The following is a 10,735-nucleotide window of genomic DNA, read 5'->3' as shown; positions in this document are numbered from 1 at the left end:
GTTTACCCAGTTGCCGAATAATATATAAAAAGCACCGCCTCGTGTGGTGTTTTTTCTTTTAAACGAAATGAGGGATTGAAATGACACGGATTGAACGTCTGCAAAAACGCCTGCCAAAGCTTTATATTGATGCCTTCCTGGTTACCAACCATGAAAACATCCTTTACCTTACCGGCTTTGATCTGCTGGAGGGGGATGGGTACCTGCTGATTACCCAAAATAACGCGATCATTGTTTCCGATGACCGTTACGAACTGGCCCTAGAAGGCTTTGACAGTGATGAAGTCGTGGCTACCATTACCTGGGACTACTATGGGGACCTCAATCGGATCTGCCAGGCCCTCAAGGTGACCGTCTTGGGCTACGAGGATACCATCCCCTACCGTCTTTATGATGTCTTAGATGAGGTGATGGTGGCCGACATTGTTCCCTTTACCAACTTGATTGAAAAGATGCGGCTGGTCAAGGACAGTACAGAGCTGGTCAAACTGCAGCGGGCCGCTGACCTCCAGGCGCAGGGCTATCAGTACGTACTGGAGCAGGTCCATCCGGGAATGACGGAGCGCCACTTGGCAAACCAGCTTGACTTCTGGATGAAGGAACACGGGGCCAGTGGGGCTTCGTTCCCAACAATCATGGCCAGTGGCGAGAATTCAGCCAAACCGCACGCTACGGCGGGAAGCCGGGTGATCAGCGATGGGGACGTGGTCACGCTTGATTTCGGCTATTTCGTGGACGGCTATACCGCCGATATGACTCGGACGTTTGCGGTGGGATCAATTGACCCCGAATTGCGCGATATTTACGAGATCGTCAACACCGCCCGGCAACAGGTGATTGACCACATCAAGGTCGGAGAACATGGCGACGTCCTCGACTCCGTTGGCCGCCAGCTGATCGACCAGGCTGGTTATGGTGATGAGTTCAATCATGGGATGGGACACGGTATCGGTTTAGCGGTGCATGAACTGCCGGCCAGCTACGGCCCCGGCGCCACGGATGTAAAGCTTCACAACAATGAAGTGATTACGGTCGAGCCAGGTGTCTATATTCCGGAGATTGGTGGGGTTCGGATCGAGGACGATGTCGTGGTTACCCATGGCGGACCCCGAGTTCTGACTACGGCCCCGACCGACTTGATCATCGTGGGTGATTGACAATGGAAGAGTTGCAAGCACTCTACGCCGCGATTGATCGCCGCGGCCACCGTGCTCTGGCGATGCACCAGGAGGAGGTCGACCCCTACCTGGGTGCGGGTGAAGATGATCGCCGCGGTTTGTCATTGATCCTGCATTTGCCGGCTCACGTTTCCCGCAACATCAACTTTGCCCTGCAGCCGCTAAAGGAGGTAGGCCTAGGGCTGTACTGCTACCCGGCGGTGGACATGCATATTACGGTCATGGACGTCATCGGCGCGTACAGTGGCTTTCACCCGACGCCCGACGAGCTAGACCGTTACCGGCAGGTGGTTGCCAAGGTGGTGGCTGATACGCCGAGAATTGATTGGCACCTGGCCGGGCTGATGCTGAGTCCGGGAGCGGTGATGGTTAAGGGATACTATTCACCATCGTTAGCGACACTGCGGAAGAACTTGCGGAACCGGCTGGCTCAAGCTGAATTGCCCGTTCGGGAGCGTTACGCGACCCGGTCTGGTCACATCACGGTAGCACGATTTGCCCACCGGCTGCCTGCACCAGGTGCCATTGTCGACCTAGTTGATGCCGACCGCTCGCTTTCTTTTGGTGACTTTACCAGTAACCGGGCGGACTTGGTTGTGCACGATTGGTATAATCACCGGGTTCACCTGGTCGGATCGTTCGCTTTTGCTGAATGAGCCGGGGAACATTGATTTTTGTTCCTGTTTAGTGCAAAATAGAATAAGTAATCTTAAATTGGGTATGATCGCCCGATGACGAAGAGAAGTGGAGGACTAGTAATGGCAGAAGATTCAAAGATTATCCTCAACAACGATGATCAGTCCCTGGGCACGATCCAGATTGCCCCGCGTGTACTGGAAATCATTGCGGGGATTGCCGCTAGTGAAGTCGACGGTGTTTCAAAGATGTATGGCACGTTTGCCAACAGTGTGAGCGAACTTCTGGGCCGTTCCGACTACCGGCGCGGTGTAAAGATCGTCAATGACCAGGATGAATTGTCAATCGACGTTGATGTTTACGTTGAATACGGTGTTTCGGTACCTAAGGTTGCTGGCCTGATCCAGGAACGGATCAAGCAGCAGGTGGCATTGATGACCAACCTGCAGGTCACGGAGGTCAACGTCCACGTGAAGGGGATTGTAGCGGCGGCGGAAGACTCGACCGTTGACCCGGATGATATTTTTGGCGAGAAGAAGGACGATGAAGAAGCGGGGGATCACGAATGAGTTTAAGCCGACACCAAGTTCGTGAGGAGGCATTCCAGGTTCTATTTGCCCTGCAGACAGACTCAGATGCCGACCTTGCTACGATTTACCAATCAATTCCGCATCACGACGAGCACCAGATTCCTGAATACCTTAAGACCTTAGTCGAAGGGGTCAATGAGCACCAAGGGGAGCTGGATCAGGAGATCAGCTCGCTCTTAGCCGATGACTGGACGATTGAACGGCTGGCTAAGCCTGACCTGGTAATTTTACGGTTAGGACTGTTTGAGATGCAATACGTTGACGACGTCCCAACGGTTGTTGCCATCAACGAGGCCTTGGAACTTGCCAAGACCTTCAGTAATGACAAGTCCCGTAAGTTCATCAACGGGGCTTTAGGGAAGTTTGAACGCCAACTATCAAATTAAATGAAAAACGCTGATCACTTGCTGGGCGAGGATCGGCGTTTTTTGGGACTTTACCGGGTCTTTGTGCCCAATTGTGAACATGGTAAAATAGGCATTGACACTTAGTTTTTTGAGGGGGACTTGCAATGGCAACAGTAATTGACGGACGAAAGTTAGCTAACGAACTGAACCAGCAAACTGCAGAACGGGTTGCCGACCTGGCCAGCCGAGGAATTCAACCGGGAATTGTCGTGATTCTCGTCGGTGAGGACCCAGCCAGCGTCATTTATACCCGTAACAAGCAGCGCAAGGCCGAGAAGCTCGGCCTCAAATCGATCCTGAAGAAGTTCCCGGCCGACGTTGACCAGGAAACCGTGCTGGCGGCGGTGGAACAGTACAACCAGGATGATACGATCGACGCGATCCTGGTTCAGGAACCGCTGCCTGATCATTTAGACGGCCTGGCAATCACGAACGCCATCCGGCCAGACAAGGACGTTGATGGCCTGCATCCTACTAACCTGGGGAAACTTTACGCTAACCAGCCGGGCAACTACCCGGTTGCTTGCACCCCGCGGGGCGTCATGACTATGCTTAATCACCATCATGTTGAAGTGGCCGGCAAGAATGCCACCGTTGTTGGACGCAGTATCCTGGTCGGCAAGCCGATGACGGCTCTTCTGAACAATGCCAATGCGACGACCACCCTAGCCAGCCGCCACACTCGCGACCTGGCGGCGGCTACCCGGCAGGCTGATATTTTGGTGGTGGCAGCGGGGAGCCCGCACTTGATCAAGGCTGCGGATGTCAAACCAGGAGCCGTGGTAATTGATGTTGGTATTAACCGCTTGCCATCTGGTAAACTGGCAGGAGACGTTGATTTCGAGCATGTCCAGGACGTGGCTAGTTTGATTACGCCGGTGCCGGGTGGGGTTGGTCCGATGACCATTGCCAGCCTGATGCAACAGACGGTTGACCTGGCAGAATGGAGAAAAGATGGACAGGAGTAAGTATTTAACGGTAAGTCAGCTGACTAGGTACCTAAAGCTCAAGTTTGACCGGGATCCCTACCTACAGACGGTTTATCTGACGGGGGAGTTATCGAACTTCCGGCTGCGGCAACGGCACCAGTACTTTAGTCTCAAGGACGATAATGCGGTGATCGATGCCGTCATGTTCGAGAACAAGTTTCGCCAGGTCAAGTTTCGGCCTGAGGAGGGGATGAAGCTGCTGGTAGTGGGTCACGTCGGCCTATACGAGCGGAGCGGCCGTTACCAGATTTACATTGATAAGATGGAGCCAGACGGCGTGGGTTCACTCTACGTGGCCTTCGAACAGCTCAAGAAGAAGCTGAGCGCCCAGGGATTATTTAACTTGCCGAAAAAGCCCCTCCCTAAATTTCCTAAGCGGATCGCGGTTGTCACTAGTCTTGACGGTGCGGTGATCCGTGATATTAATACGACGGTGCGGCGTCGCTATCCGATTGCACAAGTCGTCCTTTATCCGACGGTGGTCCAAGGGGAAAAAGCGGCGGCCGACATTGCCCGACAGATTAACCGTGCGAACGAACGGGGCGACTTCGATACCCTGATCATTGGCCGTGGTGGGGGTTCGATTGAGGACCTCTGGCCGTTTAATGAGGAAGTGGTGGCTCAGGCCATCGCCGCCAGCAAGATTCCCGTGATTTCTTCGGTGGGTCACGAGACCGATACGACGATTGCGGACCTGGTGGCTGACCAGCGGGCCGCTACCCCGACGGCCGCGGCGGAACTAGCGACCCCGGTTTTGACGGATACCCTGTTGGCAATCCAAGATAGTCAGCACCGGCTGGCGAATGCGATGCAGAACCGGATTGCCTTTGCTAAAAAGGAACTGGCTAAGCAGACCCAGAGCTACATTTTCCAACAACCAACGCGGCTGTACGAGAATTATGCCCAAAAGGTGGACCAGCTCACCCAGCAACTGATCCAGTTACAGCAGAACATGTTTGTCAACCGCAAGGCCCAGCTGCAGCAATTAAGCAGCCGCCTGGCGGCCACCTCACCGCGCCACCAGATCAGGCAACAGGAACAGTTGGTGAATCAGTTGGACAAGCAACTACGGACTAATGCCTTAGCTGATTACCAGCGTCGTCAGGAGAGAGTAGCCGGTCTGATTCGCCAGCTGGACGCGCTCAGTCCATTGAAGATCATGGGGCGCGGCTACACTTACGTCACTAAGGACCAGCGGGTGGTCAATCAGGCTGGTCAATTGGAAGTCGGCCAGTCGATCCAGCTGCATTTCAACGACGGCCAGGCGACGGCAAAGATTACGAAGATCAAGGAGCAGAAATAATGGCAACGAAAAAAGAACCAACATTTGAAGAACAGCTGGCGCAACTGCAACAGATTGTTAACCAGCTGGAGCAGGGAAATATTCCCCTGGAAGAAGCGCTGCAACAGTTCCAAGAAGGAATCAAGCTTTCTAAGGAATTGCAGGGCAAGTTGACCAACGCGGAGAAAACGCTCGGCCATCTGATTGACGACGATGGCAATGAGAAGGTCTACGAGGGCAGTGACGATGACCCAAGCAACAACGGTGGCGGTAACCGCGGCTACGGTAGCGGGGACCAAGTGAAGGGATAATCATGGTGCAGACGATTAGCGAACTGAAGACAAGAATTGACGACTACCTTGACGATCACCTGGCGGCCGATGTTGATCAGGATACCCTGTACTCGTCGATGCGGTACTCACTGATGGCCGGCGGTAAACGACTGCGGCCGGCCCTGACCCTGGCAACGGTCGAGATGCTTGACGGCACGGTTGATGAAGACGTCATGCACGCGGCCACCGCCCTGGAGCTTCTCCACACCTATTCCCTGATTCACGATGACTTGCCGGCAATGGACAACGATGACCTGCGCCGTGGCAAGCCGACCAATCACTGCCAGTACGGTGCCGGCATGGCAACCCTGGCGGGGGACGGTCTGTTGACCCTGGCCTTTCAGTGGGTGACTGACAATGGTCTGCCCGCTGCAATCCGTGCCGAATTGACCCTGGCCCTGGCCCAAGCAGCTGGTCCCGCGGGGATGGTTGCCGGTCAGGCTCGTGATATCGAGGGCGAGGGCCACCAGCTGGCGCTCGACCAGCTGCGCTACCTGCATCGGCAGAAAACGGGGGCCCTGCTCCGCTATGCAGTGCTGGCTGGTGGAATCATCACCAACCAGTCCCGGCCGGTCAAAGCCGCCCTGGCAGACTTCGGGGCTCAGTTCGGTCTAGCCTTTCAGATCTATGATGACTTGATGGATGTCTTGGGCACTACCGCCGAGATGGGCAAGCAGGTGCACAAGGATGCCGGTGAGCATAAGAATACCTATCCGGGCCTGCTGGGCACTGCGGGGGCCGAAGAACAATTACATAAGGCCCTGCAGTTGGCAAAAGCGGCCCAGAATAAGCTGGAAGAGCTGACGGGACATTCGTTTGCCGGATACGACCAGTTTTTAGCATATTTTAAGTTGTAGAGGAATTTAAAAATGAAAAAAGAACGTGTAGATGTATTGCTAGTCCAACAGGGGCTCTTTGATTCCCGGGAACAGGCCAAGCGCTCCGTGATGGCTGGTGAAATTTTGGGAAAGAACAACGAGCGGCTTGACAAACCGGGCCAAAAGATTCCGGTAACGACGACCCTGCACATGAAGGGACACAAGATGCCCTATGTCAGCCGCGGCGGCTTGAAATTAGCCAAGGCGCTGAAGGTCTTCGACATCAGTGTCAAAGATAAAACTGTCCTGGATATTGGCTCGTCAACCGGCGGGTTCACCGATGTCATGCTGCAGAATGGGGCCAAGCTGAGCTATGCTTTGGATGTGGGAACCAACCAGCTGGTTTGGCAGTTGCGTGAAGACCCGCGGGTGGTAGTGATGGAACAAACCAACTTCCGTTACAGCACCCTGGATGACTTTACCCATGGGCAGCCTGAATTTGCTTCAATCGACGTCTCCTTCATCTCCCTCCGGCTAATCTTGCCGCCATTGGCTAAGATCCTGCAGATGGGCGGTGAAGTAGTGGCCTTGATCAAGCCCCAGTTTGAAGCGGGCAAGGAGCACGTTGGCAAACACGGGATTGTTCGTGACCACGCTGTCCACCGGGCTGTTTTGGAGGAGGTCCTCCAATTTGCTAATGAGGACCATTTTGATGTACTGGGACTTGACTATTCACCAATTAAGGGGGGCCAGGGCAACATTGAATTTCTGGCGCACCTCAAGCTGACTGATCAGCCGGGATCCGTATCTTCCACGGTTGATATTGACCAGGTACTAGTTGCCGCTGATCAGGACTTAAACCAAAAGGAAAAGTAGGGAGCATTTATGAAAAAGGCAGAGCGTCAAGAAAAAATTCGGGAGATCATCACAGCGGAAAGCATTGAACGCCAGGAGGACCTGGTAAAGCGGCTGAACGAATTGGGACTGCGGGTCACGCAGGCGACGATCTCACGAGACATTAAAGAAATGCAGCTGGTGAAGATTCCGGCTGAAGATGGTGGTTATCGCTATGGCTTGCCGGCTTACCGGCAGCAGAGCGATGAGCAGCAGCTAAAAGATGTCCTGCAGGATAGTTTGATGAACTTGAAGCGCAGCGACCGTTTCTTGGCACTAGCGGTCCACCCGGGGAATGGACCGGTGGTTGCGGTTCTCTTGCGGCGGACAAATTACGCTGAGATTTTTACGACCATTGGGGATGATGCCAGCGTGCTGATTGTCTGTGTTTCAGCCGAGGCGGCAATTCGATTGGAAAATAAACTTGATAATTTAGCAAACGATTAAGGCGGGTGAGCGCGTGCTGCAGGAATTAACAATTGATAATTTGGCAATCATTAAGCACCTAACCCTTGATTTTGCTAGCCAGATGACGGTTCTAACCGGGGAGACCGGGGCCGGAAAGTCGATCATTATTGATGCGGTGGGACTCTTGGCTGGCGGCCGGGGTTCGCAGGAGTACATTCGCCGTGGAGAAGACAAGCTGAGTCTCCAGGGGCAGTTTGCGATTCCAGATGACCCGGCCATAAATGAGTTGCTGGATTCAATGGGAATCGATCATGAGGATGGCATGCTGATCATTTCCCGGGAAATTCACCGCAATGGCCGAAACATCATCCGGGTTAACGGGGAATTGATCAATACGACGATGCTACGCAAGATTGGGGCCCACCTGGTCGATATTCAGGGGCAAAACGAGCACCAACAGTTGATGCAGCCCGAAACGCACCTGGGGATGCTTGACCAGTTTGCGGGTGTCAGCGTGGCGCCGCTCCTGGATGCGTATCAAAAACAGTACCAGGACTATGTAAAGCTCAAGGCCGCGGTCAACAAGAAGCAGGCCAATGAGCAGCAGTGGGCCCAACGTCTCGATATGCTCCGTTATCAGGTTAAGGAGATCAGTGATGCTGACTTGAAGCCGAACGAGGAGGACGAGTTGACGAGTGAGCGGGACCGGTTGGAGCATTTTCAGCAGATCAATAATGCCCTCCAGCAGGCAGTCGCGACCTTTAACGAGGGTGAAAATCCGGTGCTGGACCAGATTGCGACCGTCATGGATGCCATCAGCGGGATTGCCGACTTCGATGGTGCCTATGACCAGTTGAGCAAGTCGCTGAATGACGCTTATTACGCCCTTCAGGATGTTGCAAACGAAGCCGGACAGCAGCTGGACCTGCTTGAGTTCGATGATGGGCGGCTGGCTGAGATTGACCAGCGCCTGACGACGATCGGCGACCTGGAACACAAGTATGGTGACCAGGTGAAGGATGTGCTGGCCTACTATGCTAAGATCAAGAAGGAACTCGACGAGATGGAGAGCACGGCTGATAGCAACAGCAACCTTGAGGAACGGTTAAATGCTGCCGAGGGGGAGCTGCGTAAGATCGGCAAGCAGCTCAGTCAGGTTCGGCAAAAGGCGGCCCATGAGCTCGCCAAGCGAGTTCACCAGCAGCTCCAGGAACTTTACATGTCAAAGGCCGACTTTGAGGTTCACTTTGCCAACCATGGGACCGACCAGTTTACCCCAACGGGGATCGATGAGGTGGAGTTCTACATCCGGACCAATCCTGGTGAGTCAATGGGGCCCCTGGCCAAAATCGCCTCGGGTGGTGAACTTTCCCGGGTAATGCTGGCTTTGAAGACGATCTTTGCCCAAAATGAGGGCGTCACCAGTATTATCTTCGATGAGGTGGACACTGGGGTCAGCGGCCGGGTTGCCCAGGCGATCGCCGATAAGATCAAGTTGATTGCGGCGCACTCACAAGTTCTCTGCATTACCCACTTGCCACAGGTGGCCGCGGTTGCCCAGCACCATTTCTTGATCAAGAAGGGTGTTCACGATAACCGGACGACGACCCGGGTGACGGCACTGTCCGCCACACAGCGGGTTGACGAGCTGGCCCGAATGCTTTCGGGGGAAAAGATCACTCAATTAACTCGTGAGCACGCACAAGAGTTGCTCGAGATGGCGCACCCAAATGATAAATAAAAAGAAATCGCAATTGGAAAAATTTCCGGTTGCGATTTCTTTTTATTAACGATTCTATTGATACTTCTTAAGGCGCTTTTCCCACCAGCCGAAGAGTAGCGTGAGGACTATTCCAATCAACCAATAAGTTAGCGCGGCGGCACAATATGCTTCGATGTAGCGGTAATTAACTGCTGATTGGAGTTGTGCCTGTGCAAAAATGTCGATAAAGGAAACCAAAAAGGCAAGCGGGAGCTGACGGATTAATAACAGTTAATAGTTTAACAGTTTAGGAAGAGCCTCTACTAGTGCCTGGGGAAGCTTGATGAACCGGTATGTTTGCCAGCTAGTGTATCCTAGGGCTTGCGCGGCATCGAGCTGCTGACGATCCACCGCTTGGTAAGCACCACGAATGATTTCGCTCATAAATGCTGCTGTATAAAGGGTGTAGGCGATGATGATGGCATACAACGGGTCTAGTCGTTGCAGTTTGACCGTGCTGACCCCAAATAATGGCGGCAAGATTGCCGTTAGTAATATGGGCAAGCCATAGTAAACAATAAACAGGTGAATCACCAGTGGAATTCCACGGAAGTAAGCAATATAAGCACCACCATTGCCGCAAATGTGCAGGATGTTAGTGTCAGAAAGCTGGTTAGCAGCCCGAATGATTTGCCGATCGTATTTTTCTACCAATTCCTTAAAATCATGATGATCAAGGCGGTCGTCTTGAATTGCTTGGGTACTGTAATAGATCCCGTCCGCTCCTGCAGTAATGGCCACCGTTGCCTGCTTAATAACATCTTGGGTGATTACCGCCAAGGCATGGTCGACCTTTACGCGATCGTTTATAATCGCGTCGGCTAGGAGCTTGTTGGCCGTTTTTTATTGTGCTTACCGTCCGGTTCCTTGGATAGCGCCCATTTCAGGGATGTTACCGGCGAAAAGACATTATAAAATCCCAGTCGGTTGTCGATTACCTTTTTTTGCCCGGTAACCAGTTTGGCTGTTTCTGTTAACCATGGATGATTATCTGGAATGGGGACGATTCCGTCATAGATTGTGGTGGGATTATCAACGGGTTGGTTAAAACCATAGTTGAATAACCCGTCACTCATCAGCTTGACAAAATCCGGTTGCACTTGATCTACGAATTCATTGGTTTTGGCAATGTTATTTGCCATTATCTCGGGGTGCTGGTACCCATCTAGGTCAATCCCCGAAGCAGCTGAGAAGTGGTGCCAGAAGCTCACCGGCACCAATCCTTTGTTTATTTGATAGCAGTTTATGTAACACTTGTTTTTGTGTCATCTCAATCTCTCCCTTCAAAATGAGCAAAAGAAAAAGGACCCAAGTCAATATGACTTGGATCCCTTGCGGATTGTTGTGCATTCTTTATTGAATACACATCATCTTAGTTCCATTATATGCGTACTCAAAAAGACACCCAGCTGAAGCCATATCAGTTCGGTTGAATTGTT

At 52.9% G+C, this 10,735-nt stretch carries 13 protein-coding genes; 11 read left to right on the top strand and 2 right to left on the bottom strand.

Annotation, left to right across the window (positions count from 1 at the left end):
- Positions 1 to 80 precede the first annotated feature (80 nt).
- The 11 genes from ACI31J_RS03530 to recN all read left to right on the top strand — a co-directional run bounded on the left by ACI31J_RS03530 (position 81) and on the right by recN (position 9,275).
- Entirely contained in the window at positions 81 to 1,157 is a 1,077-nt protein-coding gene (locus ACI31J_RS03530; RefSeq protein ID WP_439773062.1) for a M24 family metallopeptidase, read from the top strand.
- Positions 1,158 to 1,159: 2 nt separating this feature from the next.
- Positions 1,160 to 1,834 (top strand): 2'-5' RNA ligase family protein, encoded by a 675-nt coding sequence (locus tag ACI31J_RS03525; RefSeq protein ID WP_439773061.1) that lies wholly within the window; start codon positions 1,160 to 1,162, stop codon positions 1,832 to 1,834.
- Positions 1,835 to 1,936: 102 nt separating this feature from the next.
- Complete coding sequence (locus tag ACI31J_RS03520) at positions 1,937 to 2,383, top strand: Asp23/Gls24 family envelope stress response protein (protein ID WP_439773060.1); 447 nt, start codon at positions 1,937 to 1,939, stop codon at positions 2,381 to 2,383.
- Positions 2,380 to 2,790, top strand: a complete 411-nt coding sequence (gene nusB, locus ACI31J_RS03515) for a transcription antitermination factor NusB (RefSeq protein ID WP_439773059.1) — start codon at positions 2,380 to 2,382, stop codon at positions 2,788 to 2,790. The genes ACI31J_RS03520 and nusB overlap by 4 nt, the downstream gene beginning before the upstream one ends.
- A gap of 125 nt (positions 2,791 to 2,915) precedes the next feature.
- Positions 2,916 to 3,779: a bifunctional methylenetetrahydrofolate dehydrogenase/methenyltetrahydrofolate cyclohydrolase FolD gene (gene folD / locus ACI31J_RS03510; protein ID WP_439773058.1), complete on the top strand. Its 864-nt coding sequence runs from the start codon at positions 2,916 to 2,918 to the stop codon at positions 3,777 to 3,779.
- On the top strand, positions 3,766 to 5,103 hold the full coding sequence (gene xseA, locus ACI31J_RS03505) for an exodeoxyribonuclease VII large subunit (RefSeq protein WP_439773057.1): 1,338 nt from the start codon (positions 3,766 to 3,768) through the stop codon (positions 5,101 to 5,103). Before folD ends, xseA begins: the two co-directional genes overlap by 14 nt.
- Positions 5,103 to 5,393: an exodeoxyribonuclease VII small subunit gene (locus ACI31J_RS03500; protein ID WP_439773056.1), complete on the top strand. Its 291-nt coding sequence runs from the start codon at positions 5,103 to 5,105 to the stop codon at positions 5,391 to 5,393. Before xseA ends, ACI31J_RS03500 begins: the two co-directional genes overlap by 1 nt.
- A gap of 2 nt (positions 5,394 to 5,395) precedes the next feature.
- Positions 5,396 to 6,271 (top strand): polyprenyl synthetase family protein, encoded by an 876-nt coding sequence (locus tag ACI31J_RS03495; protein ID WP_439773055.1) that lies wholly within the window; start codon positions 5,396 to 5,398, stop codon positions 6,269 to 6,271.
- A 12-nt stretch (positions 6,272 to 6,283) separates the two neighbouring features.
- Positions 6,284 to 7,108: a TlyA family RNA methyltransferase gene (locus ACI31J_RS03490; protein WP_439773054.1), complete on the top strand. Its 825-nt coding sequence runs from the start codon at positions 6,284 to 6,286 to the stop codon at positions 7,106 to 7,108.
- 9 nt (positions 7,109 to 7,117) lie between these two features.
- Positions 7,118 to 7,573, top strand: coding sequence for an arginine repressor (locus ACI31J_RS03485; protein WP_439773053.1), 456 nt, complete (start codon positions 7,118 to 7,120; stop codon positions 7,571 to 7,573).
- Positions 7,574 to 7,586: 13 nt separating this feature from the next.
- Positions 7,587 to 9,275, top strand: coding sequence for a DNA repair protein RecN (recN, locus tag ACI31J_RS03480; RefSeq protein WP_439773052.1), 1,689 nt, complete (start codon positions 7,587 to 7,589; stop codon positions 9,273 to 9,275).
- Between the two features lie 252 nt (positions 9,276 to 9,527).
- Here recN and ACI31J_RS03475 read toward each other — a convergent pair whose 3' ends face one another.
- A complete protein-coding gene (locus ACI31J_RS03475) occupies positions 9,528 to 10,106 on the bottom strand; it encodes an ABC transporter permease subunit (protein ID WP_439773072.1) in 579 nt (192 codons plus the stop codon).
- 11 nt (positions 10,107 to 10,117) lie between these two features.
- Positions 10,118 to 10,438, bottom strand: coding sequence for a hypothetical protein (locus ACI31J_RS03470; RefSeq protein ID WP_439773051.1), 321 nt, complete (start codon positions 10,436 to 10,438; stop codon positions 10,118 to 10,120).
- Between the last annotated feature and the right edge of the window lie 297 nt (positions 10,439 to 10,735).

Source organism: Limosilactobacillus sp. (genome assembly GCF_051873075.1).
In the GTDB taxonomy this organism is placed as follows: domain Bacteria; phylum Bacillota; class Bacilli; order Lactobacillales; family Lactobacillaceae; genus Limosilactobacillus.
This window is presented reverse-complemented; position numbering and strand designations above follow the sequence as displayed.

Bases quoted from the DNA above. Each gene is read 5' to 3' on its own strand.
- ACI31J_RS03485 (WP_439773053.1), top strand. From the start codon at position 7,118: ATGAAAAAGGCAGAGCGTCAAGAAAAAATTCGGGAGATCATCACAGCG.
- ACI31J_RS03500 (WP_439773056.1), top strand. From the start codon at position 5,103: ATGGCAACGAAAAAAGAACCAACATTTGAAGAACAGCTGGCGCAACTG.
- folD (WP_439773058.1), top strand. From the start codon at position 2,916: ATGGCAACAGTAATTGACGGACGAAAGTTAGCTAACGAACTGAACCAG.
- ACI31J_RS03520 (WP_439773060.1), top strand. From the start codon at position 1,937: ATGGCAGAAGATTCAAAGATTATCCTCAACAACGATGATCAGTCCCTG.
- ACI31J_RS03495 (WP_439773055.1), top strand. From the start codon at position 5,396: ATGGTGCAGACGATTAGCGAACTGAAGACAAGAATTGACGACTACCTT.
- ACI31J_RS03525 (WP_439773061.1), top strand. From the start codon at position 1,160: ATGGAAGAGTTGCAAGCACTCTACGCCGCGATTGATCGCCGCGGCCAC.
- ACI31J_RS03490 (WP_439773054.1), top strand. From the start codon at position 6,284: ATGAAAAAAGAACGTGTAGATGTATTGCTAGTCCAACAGGGGCTCTTT.
- xseA (WP_439773057.1), top strand. From the start codon at position 3,766: ATGGACAGGAGTAAGTATTTAACGGTAAGTCAGCTGACTAGGTACCTA.
- ACI31J_RS03530 (WP_439773062.1), top strand. From the start codon at position 81: ATGACACGGATTGAACGTCTGCAAAAACGCCTGCCAAAGCTTTATATT.
- nusB (WP_439773059.1), top strand. From the start codon at position 2,380: ATGAGTTTAAGCCGACACCAAGTTCGTGAGGAGGCATTCCAGGTTCTA.
- ACI31J_RS03470 (WP_439773051.1), bottom strand. From the start codon at position 10,438: ATGGCAAATAACATTGCCAAAACCAATGAATTCGTAGATCAAGTGCAA.